Origin of the sequence: Oscillochloris sp. ZM17-4, from assembly GCF_019599295.1 — a bacterium.
GTDB lineage: Bacteria > Chloroflexota > Chloroflexia > Chloroflexales > Chloroflexaceae > Oscillochloris.
Map to the genome: position 1 here is coordinate 55,497 of NZ_JAIEWN010000003.1, position 18,277 is coordinate 73,773.

Sequence of the window (18,277 nt, forward strand, 5' to 3'; positions counted from 1 at the left end):
TTCCCCTGGCCTGCTCATCATTGAGGTGGTGCGCCTCGCGGCGACCTAGGCGTCGAACTGATTGACTGGCTGGCTCTGTAGCCCACCCGCGTGCCGCTTTCCGGCGCTCGGGGTTGTCCAGAGGACGCGCAGGTGCTGGAGCGCACCTCCAGTGCGGCGGTCTAGGAGCATAGCGAAGCGTGTGGCCTCAGCGATGCCCAAACGCTCCACCAGCGCATCCCAGCCTTCCTCAATCAGTCGCATCTCCGCCTGAGTCATCGGTTCTGCTCCTTAAGTAGTTGCACATCGGCATCGACCATCATCCGAACCAGATCGGCGAATGAGGTCTTTGGCCTCCATCCGAGCGCGCCCTGCGCCTTCGATGGGTCGCCTATCAGCAGATCTACCTCTGCCGGTCGCATAAAGCGCTCGTCCATGACGACATAGTCGGTATAGTTGAGCCCCACGTGGCCAAAGGCCTGCTCACAGAACTCGCGCACCGAGTGGGTCTCGCCGGTGGCGATCACATAGTCATCGGGCTGATCCTGCTGGAGCATCATCCACATCGCCTCGACATAGTCGCCGGCGAAGCCCCAGTCGCGCCGGGCGTCGAGGTTGCCAAGGCGCAGCTCCTCATCGAGCCCGAGTTTGATCCGCGCCACCGCATTTGAGATCTTGCGGGTGACGAACTCCAGCCCGCGGCGGGGAGATTCATGATTGAACAGGATTCCCGAGCAGGCGTACATGTCGTAGCTCTCACGGTAGTTCACGGTGATCCAGTGGCCGTAGACCTTGGCCACGCCGTAGGGGCTGCGTGGGTAGAAGGGCGTCGTCTCCTTCTGGGGAACCTCCACCACCTTGCCGAACATCTCGCTGCTGCTGGCCTGGTAGAAGCGGATGTCGGGGTCGGCCAGCCGCACCGCATCGAGCATACGCGTCACCCCGAGGGCCGTCGTCTCGCCGGTGAACACCGGCTGGGGCCATGACGTCTGCACGAAGGACTGGGCGGCCAGGTTGTACACCTCGCTCGGCCGGTGGTCGCGCAGCATGTTGATCAGCGACACCTCATCGAGCAGGTCGCCGGTGACCAGCGTGAGCCGGCTCTGGAAGTGTTTGATCCGCTCAAAGTTGACCGTGCTGGTGCGGCGCACCATGCCGATCACCTCATAGCCCTGCCCTAGCAAAAACTCTGCCAGATAGCTGCCGTCCTGGCCCGTAATACCGGTAATAAGCGCACGCTTCTTCATATAGGATGCTCCTCACGTTGCAGACACAGAGTGACTCAGAACCGATGGTACTATAGCAGTCTGAGTCGTCGCTGTCTGCTAAGTGAGTTATCGATGATCGAGCCGCTTCACCGGCGTATTGCGCGCCTTCGCGCAGAGAATGGTTGGACTCAGCAGGAGATCGCGGAGCGGGTTGCTATCTCGCGGGTGGCCATCTCGCACGTGGAGGTGGGGCTCTCTGTTCCGGGCGAGCGTACGGTGACTCTGCTCGCAGGCCTGTTCAAGTGTGAGCCGGGCGAGCTCGTGGCCGACACTGGCTACCCTGAGGCGAAGGCCGAGCGGCTGCCTGTGGTGGCCTGCCGCTATACTGAGGTTGAGCTACAGCTGGCGCTGCTTCAGCGTGATCATGAGTGGTTATGCCAGCTTTACGATTCTCCAGACTATACGATACTTGTTCGTACGGTGCGAGATCGCTGGTCGCTCATTATCGATGATCTGAGCCGGTCGCTTGTGGATCGGCGTCAGCAGGAGCTGATCGCATGTGCCCGGCGGCTGCTAGCGAGCCTGTAGAAAAGCGGAAGAAGTGCAGCGACACGGCACACGATGGGCTGCGTCATTGCACCTCTTCACCGTCTGCACGCTAGCCCCGCGCGGCGGCGACCGCCTTCTGCGCTGCGTCGGCGAGCGACTCGGCCGGGACAAGCCGCGACTCGGCGAGCAGCCGGCGGCCCTCGACCTCGTTCGTGCCGGTCAGGCGGGCGACCATCGGGACATCGGTGTCAACCTCTTCGAGGGCGGCGATGATGCCGCGGGCGACCTCATCGACGCGGGTGATCCCGCCGAAGATGTTGAACATCACCGCCTTGACATTCGGGTCGGCGAGGATGATCTGGAGGGCCGCCTTGACCTTCTCTTTGCCGGCGCCGCCGCCGATATCGAGGAAGTTAGCCGGCTCGCCGCCGTAGAGCTTGACCACATCCATTGTGGCCATGGCCAGGCCGGCGCCATTGACCATACAGCCGATGTTGCCATCAAGCTTGATGAAGGTGATCCCGGCCTCGCGAGCCTGGCGCTCGGTCGCCGGCTCATCGGACGAGTCGCGCATATCCTCAAGGTCGGCGTGCCGGAAGAGGGCGCTGTCGTCGAGCAGCACCTTTGAGTCCAGCGCCTGGAGGCTGCCATCGTCGCGGATCACCAGCGGGTTGATCTCGGCCAGGGAGGCGTCCGACTCCACAAAGACCCGGTAGAGCGCGCTGGCGATCTGGGCGAACTGGCGGGCCTGCTTGCCGTCCTTCAGCCCGATGGCGAAGGCCAGCTCGCGGGCCTGATAGTCCAGCAGGCCGAGCTGCGGGTGCGCGGCGATCTTGATGATCGCGCCGGGGTTCGTCTTCGCGACCTCCTCGATCTCGACGCCGCCCTCGGCCGAGGCGATCATCATCACCCGCTTCGTGGCGCGGTCGAGGATGGCGCTGACGTAGATCTCTTTCTGGTAGCTGATCGCCTCGGCGACCAGCACCTTCTCGACCGTCAGACCTTTGATGTCCATGCCCAGGATCTGCCCGGCGACCTGCTCAGCCTGCTCGGGCGTGTCGGCGAGCTTGACGCCGCCGGCCTTCCCGCGCCCGCCGACGAACACCTGGGCCTTGACCACGACCTTGGTGCCGATCTGCTCGGCGATGGCGCGGGCCTCGGCGGGGGTGCTCGCGACGCCGCCGCCGGTTACTGGAACCCCGTATTTGGCGAGAAGATCGCGGGCCTGCTACTCGTGCAGTTTCATGGGTTCTGGTGCGCTCCCCTGCGTCCGACAGCGCGCCGAACACAGGCCAAACAACGAAGCATGGGACACAGCCCCGCGCACCATCGCACGTGGCACAGGCCGCCAAAGTGATCAGAATGACAACAACTTTTGTGAGGTGCTGATGCCATTATGGTAGCATACCGGTGTTGGAGATGTCAAACGTTTAGGGGTTGACAAGGTGTGTGCAAAGAGGGAAAAATCCCGTTAAATATCATCTTGATCTGGACTGATCGCGCAACTGCATCTGCTATAATGATTCTGTGCAGTGATATCTCGCGGCCATCGCTCGTATGCTAAGGGAATGGTGTTATGGAGAGCCAGGAGATTGTTGTGTACGGAACGACGTGGTGCCCCGACTGCCGGCGTGCCCAGCGTGTCTTAGATCAAGTCGGTCGGCCCTACACCTACGTGAATATTGAGTCGGACGAGCAAGCCGCCGCCTATGTGATGCAGGTGAACCGCGGCCACCAGAGCGTCCCGACGATCGTCTTCCCCGACGGCTCAATCCTGGTCGAGCCATCGAACATGGAGCTTCAGGCCAAGCTGATCGGATAGCGATCACGCAGTGAGGGGCGGACAGGCTAAGCCTGGCCGCCCCTCACTGCGTAGGAAGCGTTACTAGAACACCTCGGCGGCCATGATCGTCTGGTCGCGGTCGGGGCCGACAGAGATGATCCCAAGGCGGGCGCCGACCAGCTGGCAGATGCGGGCGACATAGGCCTGGGCGTTATCAGGGAGATCCTGGAAGCGGCGCACGGCGGTGGTGGGAGTCATCCAGCCCGGCATCTCCTCATAGACCGGCTCGACCTGTTCGAGGACAGCCGTCGTGGCGGGCGGGAACTCCAGCGTCGTCTCGTGGAGCTTGTAGGCGGTGCAGATCTTAATCGTCTGGACGCCATCGAGCACATCGAGCTTGGTGATCGCCAAGGTGTCGATCCCGTTCACCTGGGCGGCGTAGCGGGCCATGACCGCATCGAACCAGCCGACCCGGCGCAGCCGGCCGGTGGTGGTGCCCACCTCAGCCCAGGGGGTGCCGATCTGGCGCAGCGCATCGGCGTCAGGGCCATCGATCTCGGTGGGGAATGGCCCCTCGCCGACACGGGTGGTGTAGGCCTTATACACACCGATCACCGAGTCGATGCGGGTCGGCCCGATCCCGGCGCCCTGACAGGCCCCGGCGGCACCGGGCGGCGAGGATGTGACATAGGGGTAGGTGCCGTGGTCGACATCGAGCAGGCTGCCCTGGGCACCCTCCAGGAGGATGGGCAGATCCTTCTCCAGGGCGCGCAGGATGATCGGGTGCGTGTCGGCAATGTGGTCGGCCAGCTTGTGCCCGAAGTCGAGGTAGCGCAGGTAGGTGTCGTGGAGCGAGAGCGGCTTGACGCCATAGAGCTTGGTGAGCAGGCGGTTCTTCTCCTCAAGGACGCCGCGCAGCCGGTTGAGCAGCGTCTCCTCGTGGAGCAGGTCGGCCATGCGGATCCCGCTGCGGCTCATCTTATCGGCGTAGGCCGGGCCGATCCCGCGGCCGGTGGTGCCGATCTTCCCCTCGCCGCGGGCCTCCTCCTGGAGCTTATCGAGCATGACGTGGTAGGGCATCACCACGTGGGCGCGCTCGCTGACAAAGAGCTTGCTGGTGTTCACCCCGCGGTCCTCGAGGCCCTGGATCTCGGTCAGCAGCGCCTCGGGGCTCACCACCACGCCGCTGCCGATCACATTGACGGTGGCCGGGTCGAAGATCCCCGAGGGGATGAGATGGAGCTTGAAGGTGCCAAGGTGGTTCACCACCGTGTGGCCGGCGTTATTGCCGCCGCCGTAGCGGATCACCAGGCGCGCCTTGCTCGCGAGCAGATCGACAAGGTGCCCCTTGCCCTCATCGCCCCATTGGGCGCCAATGAGTGCGACGACTGACATGGCCGTCCCTTTCAGGTGGGTGGACTCCAGCGGCGCTGGCGAGCGGCGCGCGTGAAGCCTAAGCGGTCAGAAGGGCAAGGGCGCTACGAACAACGCGCTTGCCCCGCAATTGTAGCAGATATCGCGCCGGCGGCTGCGGCGACAGCGCCTAGCGCACCGGGCGAGTGCAACGTCACCTCCCGTGGGGGCGCGGGGGCGGCGAAGCCGCCCCCGCGTTCTTTTTTTTGTCAGGTTTGGGCGGCTTGGCCGCCCAAACCTGACAAAAGTGAGGTCTGGGGCGCAGCCCCAGGGACGTTGCACTCACCCTGGCCTAGCGCAGCACCTCGCGCAGCGCGGCGACCGCTGCATCGATATGCTGGGTGTCGATCACCAGCGGCGGCAGCAGGCGGATCACATCGTCGCCGGCGGTGGCCACCAGCAGCCCGTGGCTGTGGGCGGCCTCGCGGATGGCTCCGGCCGACCCGGCGATGCGGATGCCGCGCATCAGGCCGCGCCCCCGCAGCTCAAGCACGGTGCCGGGCATGTCGGCGGCCAGATCCTGGAGCGACTCGTCGAGGTAGCTGCTCACCTGGCGGACGTGGGCGAGGAAGTCGGGGTCGCTGATCTTGCGCAAGACCACGCCGGCCACGGCGGTGGACAGGGGGTTTCCGCCGAAGGTGGTGCCGTGGTCGCCGGCGTGGATGGTGTCGGCGATGCGCTGGTTGAGCAGCACCGCGCCGATCGGCAGGCCGCCGGCCAGCGGCTTGGCGACGGTCATCATATCGGGGCGCACGCCGCTCGGCTCGTGGCCCCAGAGCGTGCCGGTGCGGCCCATCCCGCACTGGATCTCGTCGAAGATCAGCAGGGCGTGGTGGCGGTCGCAGAGGGCGCGGGCGGCCTTGAGGAAGGACTCATCGGCCACGCGCAGGCCGCCCTCGCCCTGGATCGGCTCCAGCAGCACGGCGCAGACATCATCGCCCATGGCGGCCTCCAGCGAGGCCAGATCGTTATAGTCGGCGAAGCGCACGCCGGGCATCACCGGCATAAACGGCTCGCGGTACTTCTCGCGGGCGGTGACGGCGACGGCGCCCATGGTGCGCCCGTGGAACGAGCCGTCGAATGCGACGATCGTCGTCTTGCCCTCGCCGAAGTGCTCGCGGGCGTAGCGGCGGGCGAACTTGATCGCCCCCTCGATCGCCTCGGCCCCGCTGTTGCTGAAGAAGACCTTGTCGAAGGCCGGGCTGCTCTCGACGAGCATGCGGGCCAGCTCGCCGCCGGGGGCGGTGTGGTAGAGGTTCGAGACGTGGATCAGCTTGGCGGCCTGCGCGGCGATCGCCTCGGTCACGTCTGGGTCGCCATAGCCGAGGGCGTTGACCGCGATCCCGGCCACGAAGTCGAGGTACTGCTTGCCATCCGTGTCGTAGAGGTACACCCCCTCGCCGCGCTCAAACACAAAGTCGGGGCGGGCGTAGGTTTGCAGAATATACTCCCGGTCGGCCTGCACCACGGCCTCTGTCGTGTCGGCTGCCATCGGCGGTCCTTTCTTAGAGCACTGAGCGGAATGATTGAGTCACTGAGCCACTGAATCTCGCGCCGCACGCTCAATCGTTGTGGGGATTATAGCATCACTCGGCTGACGGCTAATACCATTTCAGATTTCAGATTTCAGATTTCAGATTGCCGGACAGTGCGTTCCAATGCGCTATGTCTGTACTATATATGCGGTATGTTCAACAGGAAATTGGTATAACGCCCCCCTTGTGCAATAGGAACAAACGTGCTATACTGACATGGCTCCTGCTGCAAGGCCGAGCGACAGAGCAGCGGGCACCCAGGCGCGGAATGTGCAATCTGCAATCAGCAATCAGCAATCTGCAATCTGCAATCAGCAATCAGCAATCAGCAATCAGCAATCAGACTGGGCACCCCAGGTACACACGGGACGAGCACCTACGACAGGTCAGAACACGCAGGCCGAACGCGCGCCACGGCCGGCGCCCTCGGCAAGGAGTACGTATGGCCAGCCCCAAGCCCACCCCCGGCGAGCGCAGCGTCACCCGCACCTACCGCGCCGCCATCCGCCTCGGCGAAGACTTCATCACCCTTGAGGAGACCGTCACCCTGCCGCTGGACGCCAGCGACGAGGATGTCCAGCGGGCCGTCGATCTCGGCTGGCGCATCTACGCGGCCCAGCGCGATGCCGTAGCCCAGCAGGTCGCCGGCGCGCGCGAGGGCCACGGCCAGGCCGCGCCGATCACGGTGCGCGACCCGGACTCGCCGGCCAGCGACAAGCAGCGCAACTACATCGCCGCCCTCCAGGACGACCTGAGCTGGACGAACGAGCAGCTCGGCAGCTACGCCGGCGAGCACAGCGTGGACCTGGTGACGATGACCAAGGGCCAGGCCTCCAGCTTTATCGACAGCCTGAAGAAGGTCGCCGATGACCGCACCCGCTACGGCGCCGACCAGGGCCGCGCCCGCGCGGTGTCCGATCAGCCGGCCGGAGCCAGCCAGCCTGCCAGCGAGAAGCAGCTCCAGGCCCTCGCGCGCATCGCCCAGACCCGCGCCCTCAGCCTGGACGCGGAGACGAGCCAGCGCTTCGGCGTCGCGAGCGAGGCCCTCAGCGACGAGCAGGCCCGCGCCCTGCTCAGCGAGTGGCAGTCCCGCCCGCGCCCGCAGCGCGCATAGGGCGCGGCGAAGCCCCAGACGCATCGCGTTTAGGTCTGCCGCCCTAAAAACCGTGTCTTGGCCAACATGGCCAGCGAAGCTGGCCATGTTGCAGGGCTTCTGCAACGTCCTGGGGCTTCGCCCCAGACCCGGTTTTTTATTGTGTTTGGGCGGCTTCGCCGCCCAAACACAATAAACAAGGCGAAGCCGCCCCCGCACCCCCACCGGCGAACACCGCGTCAGGCCTCGATAAAGGTGCTGATGATCTGGAGCAGGTGGCGCATGCTGATCGGCTTGCTGATATAGTCGCTGGCCCCGGCCTCAATGCAGCGCTCACGGTCGCCCGGCATGGCCAGGGCGGTCAGGGCGATGATCGGGGTGTCGCGCAGGTCAGGGATCGCGCGGATCTGGCGGGTTGCGGCCAGGCCATCGAGCTGTGGCATTTGCACATCCATGAGGATCATCGCCGGCAGGATGTCGGCGGCCAGCTGCACGGCCTCGGTGCCGTTGTGGGCCACGGCGAGCCGCATGCCGTGGAACTCAAGGTAGCTGCTGATCAGGCTGATCGAGTCCTCGTTGTCCTCGGCTAGCAAGATCAGCGGCCCGTCGAGGTAGCACTGATCCGCAGGCCGCGTAGCCATATCGATAGCCTCGGGCTGGGCTGACGCCACCGCCGCCTCGGCCTCAGGGCTGCGCCATGGCAGGGCGGCGGTAAAGCGGCTGCCCTGTCCAACTTCGGTTGTGACGTTCACGCTGCCGCCATGCAACTTCGCGAGGTTGAGGACAAGGTTCAGGCCGAGGCCGGTGCCCTCGTGGGCCCGCGAGAGGCTGCTGTCAACCTGCACGAAGGGCTGAAATAGCCGCGACAGGTGCTCTGCGGCGATGCCGCCTCCCGTGTCCCAGACGCTGAACGAGACGATCTCGCGCTCGCGGTCGCCCGCAACCTCAATGCCGATCTCGCCGCCCTCGGGCGTGAACTTGACCGCATTACTCAGCAGGTTGACCAGGATCTGCTTGAGCCGGCGCCCGTCGGCGTAGATCAGGCCCACCGACGGGTCGAGCTGCTGTGTGAGCCGCAGCCGCTTCTTGAGCGCCTGCTGGCTCACCAGACGCACGCTGGCCTCACAGACGGCGTCTACCTGGACAAGCTCAATGTCGAGATCGACACGCCCAGCCTCGATCTTCGCCACATCGAGCACATCATTGATCAGCTCAAGCAGGTGTCGCCCGCTCTCCTCAATGGTGCGCAGCGCCTCGCTCTGGCCCGGGCTGAGCGCGCCGTAGAAGCCCTCGCGGCACATCTCGGCGCGGCCAAGGATGGCGTTGAGCGGCGTGCGCAGCTCGTGGCTCATGTTGGCGAGGAACTCATCCTTGACACGGACGGCACGAGCCAGGTGCAGGTTCGCCATGCTCAGCTCGTTGGTGCGCTCGGCGACGCGCTGCTCCAGCTCGTCGAGCGCCTGCTTGAGACTCTCCCGCGATGTCTGGAGCTCGGACTCGGCCTTGCTGCGCTCGGTCTCAATGTCGATCTTATAGAGCGCGAAGGCCAGGTCGCGGGCGACCTCGGCGAACAGGTTCTGCTCCTCCTGCTCAACCACGAAGCCGGGGGCGAGCCCGACCGACATCACCCCGTAGATCTTGCCATTGTAGGCCATCTGGATCACCAGGCGCGGCTCCTCGGCGCAGGATCGCTCGAGCATGCAGCTCGTGCAGGCTGTCGCCCTGCGGATGGCGAGTGCGATGGTGTGATGGAGCGCCTGCTGCGCGCACCATGGCAGGGTGTTGCTGGTGCCAATGGTGTTGAGCTGCTGCGCGGTGTTGCTAGCGAACCCTGCGCTCGCGATGCCGCTAACGCCACCCTGCGAGTCGAGTCGCGCGACCCAGGCGTTGCCGTAGCCAAAGGTCTGGATCAGGCTCTCGCAGGCGCTCTGGATCAGCCTGTCGCGGTCGGCCTCCTCGACGATCAGGCGGTTGACCCGTCTGATCCCATTCAGCACCGCGTTCAGGTGCCTGATCCGCTGCCGGGAGGCGATCCGCTCGGTGATGTCCTCAGCCGTTATCAGGATGGTTCGGTTGCCCTCGATGTCGAGCGTGTCGAACGAGCAGCTCGCCTGGAAGCGCGTGTCGTCCTTGCGGCGCATGGTGACCTCGGCCTCTCGCACGCCACCCTCGGCGGACACCGCATGCATCATCGCCGCGTACGCGGCGGGGTCGGCATAGAGCGCCGCCATCGGGGTCTGCCGCAGTACGTCCAGCGAGTAGCCGGTGATCCGCAGGATAGACTCGTTCGCGATGAGGATCTGCCCGTCGGCTGTGCTCAGCACGATGCCGATGCCGATGCGCTGGAAGAGCAGGCTGAAGCGGTGCTCGGCCTCGTGCAGGGCGCGCTCAGCCTGCTGGAGGCGCCGCTCGGTCGCGATCCGCTCGACCGCCTGGATCACCACGGTCGGCAGCAGGTCGAGGAAGGTCTCGCTTTTGGTCAGGTAGTCGCGGGCGCCGAGCTTCATCATCTCGACGGCGATCCGCTCGTCGCCGTTGCCGGTCATCACAATGAAGGGGATCGCGCGCCGCTGGGCGGCCAGGGTCAGGATGAGCTGGTTGGCGGTCATATCCGGCAGCCGGTAGTCGAGCAGAATCAGGAGCTCGGGCAGCTCGGCGACCCTGCGCAGCGCCTCGGCGCCGCTCAGGGCGCCCTCGGCCACAAAGCCGTGACGGGTGAGCCGCTTCTGGATGAGGCGGTTGAGGCCAGGATCATCCTCCACAACCAGCAATGTCAGCTGGCGGCGGCCCGTGTCCCCTGTGCCGGGCTGGGGTGTGTCGCTGTCGTTCATCCAGCACCTCTGCGATACCTGTTATACCATTGCAGATTGCAGATTGCAGATTTTGGATTGCAGATTACCGCGCATGGCGTTCCAATTGATGCCGTGCATGGCGTTCTTCTGCACCAAATCTGCGATCTGCAATCTACAATCTGCAATCTTGTCTTAGCTATGCCCGTTGAGCGAGGGCACCTGCACAATGCTGAAGAAGAGCCCGAGCTGCCGGATCGCCTTGATAAACGCATCGTAGTCTACCGGCTTCGTCACATAGTTGCTACAGCCCAGCAGGTGGCAGATCTCGATCTCGTGCGGGTCCTCGGTGGTGGTCAGCATGGTCACCGGCAGCTTGCGCAGCTCGGGGTCGGCCTTGATCTGGCGCAGCACCTCGACCCCGTCAACCCTCGGCATGCGGATATCGAGCAGCAGCAGGTAGGCGCGCCCGTGATCGCGCTGTGGCCCGTCGCCGCGTCGAAAAAGAAAGTCGAGGATCTCCTGTCCATTGCCGAAGACCATAATCATATTATGCAGGCCGGCGCGGCGCAGGTTTTTCTGGATCAGGGTCGCATGTCCGTCGTCGTCGTCGGCGATCAGGATAACCACTTCATCCGTCACAGCAGCCTCTCTCTGTGGGTGGCTCATAGCGCCTCCGGGAGCGCAACAGCGAACTGGCTGCCCACACCTGGCGTCGAGGTGACCCGCACCCAGCCGCCGAGCCGCTCAGCAATGGTGCGCACAATCGTCAGCCCCAGCCCCTCGCCCTCACTCTGGGCGGGCTCTAGGCGGTAGTAGAGCTCGAAGATCTTCTCCTGGTGCTCGGCGGCGATGCCGCGCCCGTTATCGGCCACGCAGTAGACGGCCATGCCCTCGGCGGTGCGACCGGTAATGCTGATGCTGCCGGGGCGCTCGGGGGCGAGGTACTTCAGGGCGTTGCCGATCAGGTTGGCGAAGATCTGCCCGACCTGGGTGGCATCGCCGCGACAGTGCGGCAGCGGGCCGAGATCGACGTGGATCCCGCCCTGCTTGATCTGGAAGTCGAGGGCGATCAGAGTCTCAGCGACAATCTGTCCGACATCGAGTGGCTCGATGCTGAGCGCGGCGCGGCCCAGCCGCGAGAGGCGCAGCAGCCCCTTGAGCAGGGCGTCCATCTTGCTCACGCCGGTGAGGATATAGCTGAGCGACTCGGGGATATCCTGCTCGGTGAGGAAGCTGACCTGGTCACGCTGCGTGGCGGGCAGATCGAGCTCGGCGAGGGCGAGCTTGAGATCATCGAGCGACGCCTGAAGCTCGCGGCTGAACCCCTGCACATTGACCAGCGGCGAGCGCAGGTCGTGGGAGGCGACATAGACGATCTGCTCAAGCTCACGGTTCTTGCGGGCCAGATCTCCGCTCAGGCGCTCGCGGGCGACCTCGGCCTGCTTGCGCGCGGTGATATCGATCGCCAGCTCGAAGCGCACATCGCGCCCGTCGGGCCAGCAGATGATCTGGTCAGTGATCAGAAAGTCGGTATGCAGGAGGGGGTTGTGATACTCCCAGGTGTAGGGCTGGCGGGTGCGCAGGATGATCTCGTTGGTGCAGAACGGGCAGCGCTCCGCGAGGCCCTGGAACTCGCGGTAGCACGTGCCGCCGATCGGGTTGCTGCCGAGCAGATTCTGGAAGACCTTGTTGACGAAGAGCACCTCGTCGGTGGTCGGGTCGACGACATAGAGGATCGCCGGGAAGGCGTCGAAGATCGTGAGGAACTGCTTGTGCTGCTTCTGGACGGCGCGCGCGGCCTGGCGCTGCTCGGTGATGTCGCGGATGATCGTCACGATGTCCGCATCCTCGCCGATGACGAGCCGCGTCTCGAAGGTGTGAGTCATACCGTCAGAGCCTGACAGATCGTACTCAAAGCGCTCCATCTGGCCGCTGCTGGCGGCGCGCTCAAGGGCGGCGGCGAAGGGCTCGCTGATCGCCGGCGGGACGACATCGCGGTAGTGCTTGCCGATGAACATCTCGGGCGGCATGATCAGCGCCGCGTCGCGCGGGTTGTGGTAGTCGATGAACCGCCCCTGCGCATCGTGGCGGAAGACCCGGTCGGGGATGGCCTCGAGCAGGCTGCGGTAGCGGGCCTCGCTGCGGCGCAGATCCTCCTCGGCCCGCTTGCTTGCGGTGATATCGCGGGCGAAGACGACCATCATGGCCTCGGCGGCCTCAATCAGCCGTACGCTCACCTCGACATCGAAGATCGTCCCGTCCTTGCGCCGGTGGCGCGTCTCGAAGCGGTCGTAGCCCTGGCGCATAATGCGTGCGCTGCGCTCTATGGTGTCCTGCGTGCTCTCGATGGCCTCAACGTCGCGGACGGACATGGACAGCAGCTCATCGCGGCTATAGCCGATCATCGCGCAGTAGGCGTCGTTCACGGCAAGGAAGCGTATATCGCTGGCCCGCACGATCCAGAAGCCCTCCATGGCCGACTGGACAATCTTCTCGTAGGGCAGCAGCAGCGCCTGCTCGCGCTCGGCCGCGTGGGTGCGCAGGAGCAGGCGCACCAGGGCCAGCAGCTGCGGCGCGCTGAACGGGGGGGCGAGCCACATGTCGGCGCTGCTGCTGAGCGCCTCCGCGACCTGCGTATCGGGGGGCGCGGTGGCGAGCAGGGCGCATCGGGTTGTGCGGGCGACCCCTCTGTCCCGCAGCGCGCGGCAGACGGCCAGCCCGTCGCCGCCGGGCAGATCCTGGGCCACCAGGGCGACCGCCGGGCTGATCTCGGCGGCCAGGCGCAGGCACGCATCGGCCGAGGCCGCCTCGGCGACACGCAGGCCCGCCGAGGAGAGCGCATGGGCCAGCGCGCTGCGGGCCTGCGTGTCGCCGTGGGCGAGGAGGATGCTGGGCTGAGGCATCATAGGCGTGGCCTGGGATAGGCAAGATTGCAGATTGTAGATTGCAGATTTGACCGCATGCGACGCATCAGGTCAAATTGTAAACTACCCAGGAATCTTGCCCTCGATGGAGCGATGCTGTCGCGAGATGCATCCCATTATACCGCCTGTACAGACGAGGTATAGTACGATTATGCAAAGGAGGTGCACATCAGGGCGGATTCGCCGCCAATGCATCAGGAGAATGGTATGATGAATGCTATGAGTGAACCTATCACCATCCTTATAGCCGACGACCACACGATGTTCCGCCAGGGCCTGCGCGAGATCCTGGAGCGCAAGGGGGGCTTCACGGTGATCGCCGAGGTGAGCGACGGCGAGGCCGCCGTGGCCGAGGCGCGCGCCCTGCGCCCGCATATCGCCCTGCTCGACGTCTCGATGCCGGGCCTCACCGGCATTGAGGCCGCCCGCCAGATCGCCGCGGCCAGCCCAGATACCCGCAGCGTGATCCTGACGATGCACCGCGACGAGCGCACCATCCTGGAGGCGCTGCGGGCCGGGGCCAACGCCTACCTGCTGAAGGACGCCGACGCCGCCGAGCTGATCGAGGCCATCCGGGTCGTCCACCGCGGCGACGCCGCCCTCGCCGGCAGCGCGGCCGCCCGCGTCCTCGACCTGCTGCGCCGCGGCGAGGGCGCGGTGGTCGCCGGCGACCTGCTCACCCCCCGCGAGCGCGACATCCTGGCCCTGGTGGCCCAGGGCGACGACAACCGCGCCGTCGCGCTCAAGCTCAGCCTCTCCGAGAAGACGGTCGGCAACCGGCTCAGCGAGATCTTCCAGAAGCTCGGCGTCAGCAACCGCACCCAGGCCGCCATCGCCGCCGTGCAGCGCGGCCTGGTGCCGCCGCCCGAGGTGCGCTGATCTTGCTCGGGGCCTGACACGGTACATGAAGCATGTTCTGTTGGTGCGAGCTATGCTCGCACCAACAGAACATGCTTCAGTTTCTCGGTTCCAGACCGCTAGGGGCGGGGAAGAATCCCCGCCCCGCCCCCGACACCTTCCCCTACCGCCGCCCCCCTCCCCGCGCTACCATAGGTGCATCGCCGGGCATGGTACCCCGGCGTGCAAGCACCGATGGAGCGAACCGATGAGGATGTGGAATAACGTTAAGACGACGGCCCTGCTGGCCTCGCTGACCGCGCTGTTTGTGGTGATCGGCGGCGCGCTCGGCGGCCAGGCGGGCATGGTGATCGCCCTGGTCCTCGCCGTCGGCATGAATATGGGGGCGTGGTGGTTCTCCGACAAGCTGGCCCTGCGTATGAGCGGCGCCCAGGAGGTCAGCCCCGCCGACGCGCCCGAGCTGCACCGCATGGTCGAGGAGCTCGCGGCCCGCGCCGAGATCCCCAAGCCGCGGGTCTACATGATCGAGAGCGAGACGCCCAACGCCTTCGCGACCGGCCGCAACCCGGCCAACGGCGCGGTGGCCGTCACCACCGGCATCGCCCGCCTGCTCACCCGCGATGAGCTGGCCGGCGTGGTGGCCCACGAGCTGGCCCATATCAAGCATCGCGACACGCTGATCTCCAGCGTCGCCGCCAGCATCGCCGGCGCGATCTCGATGCTCGCCGATATGGCGATGTGGGGCATGATGTTCGCCGGCCTCGGCGGCTCGGACGACGGCGAGGACGAGGGCATCGCCGGGATGGTCGGCGGTGTGCTGATGATGATCCTGGCCCCGATCGCGGCGATGATCATCCAGATGGCGATCTCGCGCTCGCGCGAGTACCTGGCCGACGCCGGCGGCGCGCGCATCCTGGGCGACCCGCTGCCCCTGGCCAGCGCCCTGGAGAAGCTGGAGTGGGCATCCGGGCGCGTGCCGATGCAGGCCAGCCCGGCCACCTCGCACCTGTACATCGTCAACCCCCTGGTGGGCGGGCTTGCCGGCCTGTTCCGCACCCACCCGGCCACCGCCGAGCGGATCGCTCGCCTGCGGGCCATGGCTGGACGGGGCCTCGTCGCCGCATAACATCTCCCTCCCCCCATGCAGCGCGCGGCCGATCAATGTGGATCTGCCGCGCGCTGCCCTTGTCGCCCGCCGATCCGCCGGGGTACAATGGGCGTATGAAGAAACGCGCCGCCACCCTGCTGCTCACGCTCGCGCTCGCCGCCTGCTCCTCGGCTGTCGCCGACCCACCCCCGGCCTCCCCGGCGGCATCTAGCGCCGCCGCGCCGCCGACGGCCTCCCCCGCGCCGATCGCCAGCGCCCTGGCGATCAGCGAGACGCCGACCGCCGCGCCGCCGACCGCCGCCCCCATCGCCACCGCCGACCCGGCCGCTGACGCCGCCGACCTGGCCGCGATCGCGGCCTCGCCCCGCCTCGCCCGCGACCAGGTTGCCCTCGCCCGCGCGCTCGGCTCCTGCCGCGCCGACCCGTCCGCCTGCCCGACGGTGGCCCGCACCACGCCGCTCGATGTGCAGGTTGGCGAGACGCGCAGCTTCTGGGTGGCCGACTTCGCCACCAACGGCCAGCGCCAGATCCAGGCCGAGCTGCGCTACGCCGGCCCGGTGGTGCTGATGTATGTCGAGCAGGGCCTGGACTACCGGCAGCGCGATCTGGAGCGGGCGGCGCAGTCCTTCGAGCAGGAGATCTACCCGCGCACCCGCGAGATCTTCGGCTCTGAGGTGCAGCCCGGCGTTGATGGCGACAACCGGCTGACCATCCTCAACGCGAACGACCCTAGCGGCACCGTGCTGGGCTACTACTCATCCCAGGACTCGCTGCCCGCCCAGGTCAACCGCTTCAGCAACGAGCGCGACATGTTCTTCATGAATGCTGCCGCCCTCGCCTTCGGCGGCACGCACTACCTCGATGTGCTGGCCCACGAGTTCCAGCACATGATCCACCAGAACCAGCAGCCCAACTCGGCGATCTGGTTCAACGAGGGCTGCTCGCAGCTCTCCGAGGATCTGAACGGCTTCATCAGCGATGGCTTCACCACCAGCTACCTGTTTAACCCCGACACGCAGCTGAACACATGGGGCAGCGCGCCGGGCAGCTCGGCGAATCACTATGGCGCCGCGCACCTCTTCCTGCGCTACCTCTACGCCCAGTACGCCGGGACCGAGCAGCTGCGCCCGCTCATCCAGGCCGACGCCGGCGATGAGGTGGATGCCTTCGTGGCCCTGGCCGACAAGACCCGCCCCGATATCGCCGGCTTTGGCCAGCTGGTCGCCGACTGGGCGGTGGCCAATCTGATCGATGACCCATCCGCCGGCGACGGGCGCTTCACCTACCAGACCGGCCACGATCTGCCGGAACTGCTGCCGATGAAGGCCGATACCACGCCGATCCGCGGCGGCCAGATGAGCGACACGGTGTCGCAGTTCGGTGCCGACTACCTGGCCCTGCCCGATGGCACCACCAGCCTGGAGTTTCAGGGCTCCACCAGCGTGCGCCTGGCCGCCGAGCTGCCCAGGGGCCGCTACACCTGGTGGAGCAACCGCAGCGATGATAGTGAGGCTACGCTCACCCGCGCCGTCGATCTGCGCGGCCTGAGCGCGGCCACTCTCACCTTCGACACATGGTACGAGATCGAGAACGACTACGACTACGCCTTTGTCACGGTCTCGACCGATGGCGGGGATACCTGGGAGACCCTGCCCGGCAGCCTGACCACCACCGACGACCCGCAGGGCGTGAACTATGGTAACGGCATCACCGGGGTGAGCGGCGCGCCCGGCCGCGCCCTTGACGACGGGCTGCGCGGGAGCTGGGTCAGCGAGAAGATGGATCTGAGCGCCTACGCTGGCCAGCAGGTGCTGCTGCGCTTCTGGCAGATCAACGACCAGGGCTTCAACGCGCCGGGCATGCTGATCGATAACATCGCCATCCCGGAGCTCGGCTTCAGCGACGATGTGGAGCAGGGGGCGGGCGACTGGCAGGCGGCGGGGTTTGTGCGCGTGGACGGTGACCTGTCCCAGCACTGGCAGCTGCGCCTGGTGATCACGGCCGCCGACGGCTCGGTGCGGGTGGAGCCGCTGTCCGTGGGCGCCGACGGGCGGGCGGCGGCGCGGCTGGCACCCGGCGAGCGCGGCGTGCTGATGGTGATGGGGGCGACCCTGCACACCACTGAGGTCGCGAGCTATAGCGTGACCTCCAAGTGATGGGCTCCCTGCCGCGGATCTCACGCGAGGCGCTCGGCCCGATCCTGATCGCCTCGCTGCTGGTGCTGATGGCGGCGCTGCTGGCCCCGCGGCCCCGCCCGGGCATCGCGCCGCCCTCGGCGGTGGTGGGCGCCCCGGCCGCGCCGGAGCGTCTGGTGCTGCCCGGCGTGGCCACGCCGACTCCCATGGCCATCTCGGGCGAGTACACCCCCGGCGGCGCGCTCGATATCGTCAGCGCCGAGGGGCTCTTCCCCGCCGGCGAGAAGGACGCCCTGGCCGCCGACCTTGGGCGCGCCCTGGCCTACGTGAGCCAGCGCTTCGGCAGCGGGCCGACCGGCCGGATCAGCGCCTACCTCGTCCTGGAGCCGGGCTGCGGCCTGCACGGGATCGCCTACACCGCCGAGCGCATGGTGCAGGTCTACACATGCCCCGACCTGCCGCGCGCGCGCGCCGTGAACATCATGGCCCACGAGTTCGTCCACCAGCTGGCCCAGGATCGCTATGGCGACCGGCACCTTCAGGCCGACCTGATCCTGCTGGAGGGGGTGGCCACCTGGGGCGCCGGCGACTACTGGCTGGGCGGCGAGCCGAGCTTCGCCGCCTTCGTGCGGCCGTGGGTTGCCGCCGGCAACGCCCTGCCCCTGGCCACCAGCTATGTCGGTCGCCCGATCAACGACATGAACACGCTCTACTACGAGTGGGCCAGCTTCGTCGAGTTTCTGATCAAGGTCTACGGCCGCGACCGCTTCGACGCCCTCTATGTCAGCGGCCACTCCGACCCCGGCTCCGCCGACTACCTCGGCGTCTACGGCAAGAGCCTGGACCAGCTTGAGGCCGAGTGGCGGGACTGGGTGCTCAGCCAGTAGGCTGGGCCACAGC

At 66.5% G+C, this 18,277-nt stretch carries 14 protein-coding genes and 1 pseudogene; 7 read left to right on the forward strand and 8 right to left on the reverse strand.

Annotation, left to right across the window (positions count from 1 at the left end; genetic code table 11):
- Positions 1-45: 45 nt before the first annotated feature.
- On the reverse strand, positions 46-258 hold the full coding sequence (locus K2Z83_RS03610; RefSeq protein WP_220593817.1) for a hypothetical protein: 213 nt from the start codon (positions 256-258) through the stop codon (positions 46-48).
- A complete protein-coding gene (gene gmd / locus K2Z83_RS03615; protein ID WP_220593818.1) occupies positions 255-1,226 on the reverse strand; it encodes a GDP-mannose 4,6-dehydratase in 972 nt (323 codons plus the stop codon). Before gmd ends, K2Z83_RS03610 begins: the two co-directional genes overlap by 4 nt.
- 93 nt (positions 1,227-1,319) lie before the next feature.
- On the opposite strand from gmd, the gene K2Z83_RS03620 reads away from it, so the two are divergent.
- Complete coding sequence (locus K2Z83_RS03620; protein ID WP_220593819.1) at positions 1,320-1,775, forward strand: helix-turn-helix transcriptional regulator; 456 nt, start codon at positions 1,320-1,322, stop codon at positions 1,773-1,775.
- 70 nt (positions 1,776-1,845) lie between these two features.
- On the opposite strand, the pseudogene sucC reads toward K2Z83_RS03620, so the two are convergent.
- A pseudogene (gene sucC, locus K2Z83_RS03625) lies at positions 1,846-2,982 on the reverse strand (ADP-forming succinate--CoA ligase subunit beta).
- A 351-nt stretch (positions 2,983-3,333) separates the two neighbouring features.
- Here sucC and K2Z83_RS03630 point away from each other — a divergent pair.
- Complete coding sequence (locus K2Z83_RS03630) at positions 3,334-3,558, forward strand: mycoredoxin (protein WP_370650043.1); 225 nt, start codon at positions 3,334-3,336, stop codon at positions 3,556-3,558.
- A 63-nt stretch (positions 3,559-3,621) separates the two neighbouring features.
- On the opposite strand, the gene K2Z83_RS03635 is transcribed toward K2Z83_RS03630, so the two are convergent.
- Positions 3,622-4,914, reverse strand: coding sequence for an adenylosuccinate synthase (locus K2Z83_RS03635; RefSeq protein WP_220593821.1), 1,293 nt, complete (start codon positions 4,912-4,914; stop codon positions 3,622-3,624).
- 310 nt (positions 4,915-5,224) lie between these two features.
- Complete coding sequence (locus tag K2Z83_RS03640; RefSeq protein ID WP_220593822.1) at positions 5,225-6,424, reverse strand: aspartate aminotransferase family protein; 1,200 nt, start codon at positions 6,422-6,424, stop codon at positions 5,225-5,227.
- Between the two features lie 485 nt (positions 6,425-6,909).
- Between K2Z83_RS03640 and K2Z83_RS03645 the strand changes: the two genes are divergently transcribed.
- On the forward strand, positions 6,910-7,581 hold the full coding sequence (locus K2Z83_RS03645) for a hypothetical protein (RefSeq protein ID WP_220593823.1): 672 nt from the start codon (positions 6,910-6,912) through the stop codon (positions 7,579-7,581).
- Between the two features lie 218 nt (positions 7,582-7,799).
- Here the strand turns inward: K2Z83_RS03645 and K2Z83_RS03650 are convergent, their stop codons facing one another.
- From K2Z83_RS03650 to K2Z83_RS03660, 3 genes are all read right to left on the reverse strand, one after another.
- Positions 7,800-10,391 (reverse strand): response regulator, encoded by a 2,592-nt coding sequence (locus tag K2Z83_RS03650; RefSeq protein ID WP_220593824.1) that lies wholly within the window; start codon positions 10,389-10,391, stop codon positions 7,800-7,802.
- Between the two features lie 153 nt (positions 10,392-10,544).
- Positions 10,545-10,991: a response regulator gene (locus K2Z83_RS03655; RefSeq protein ID WP_220593825.1), complete on the reverse strand. Its 447-nt coding sequence runs from the start codon at positions 10,989-10,991 to the stop codon at positions 10,545-10,547.
- Positions 10,992-11,014: 23 nt separating this feature from the next.
- Positions 11,015-13,258, reverse strand: coding sequence for a PAS domain S-box protein (locus K2Z83_RS03660; RefSeq protein WP_220593826.1), 2,244 nt, complete (start codon positions 13,256-13,258; stop codon positions 11,015-11,017).
- Positions 13,259-13,483: 225 nt separating this feature from the next.
- Between K2Z83_RS03660 and K2Z83_RS03665 the strand changes: the two genes are divergently transcribed.
- The 4 genes from K2Z83_RS03665 to K2Z83_RS03680 all read left to right on the forward strand — a co-directional run bounded on the left by K2Z83_RS03665 (position 13,484) and on the right by K2Z83_RS03680 (position 18,264).
- Complete coding sequence (locus K2Z83_RS03665; protein WP_255603252.1) at positions 13,484-14,155, forward strand: response regulator transcription factor; 672 nt, start codon at positions 13,484-13,486, stop codon at positions 14,153-14,155.
- A gap of 232 nt (positions 14,156-14,387) precedes the next feature.
- Positions 14,388-15,260 carry a zinc metalloprotease HtpX gene (gene htpX, locus K2Z83_RS03670; RefSeq protein ID WP_370650044.1) on the forward strand — a complete coding sequence of 291 codons (873 nt, stop codon included), beginning with the start codon at positions 14,388-14,390 and terminating at the stop codon, positions 15,258-15,260.
- Between the two features lie 95 nt (positions 15,261-15,355).
- Entirely contained in the window at positions 15,356-17,398 is a 2,043-nt protein-coding gene (locus K2Z83_RS03675; RefSeq protein WP_220593828.1) for an immune inhibitor A domain-containing protein, read from the forward strand.
- The gene (locus K2Z83_RS03680; protein WP_220593829.1) at positions 17,398-18,264 is read left to right on the forward strand and encodes a hypothetical protein; all 867 of its coding nucleotides are present in this window, start codon (positions 17,398-17,400) and stop codon (positions 18,262-18,264) included. Before K2Z83_RS03675 ends, K2Z83_RS03680 begins: the two co-directional genes overlap by 1 nt.
- Positions 18,265-18,277: the final 13 nt, after the last annotated feature.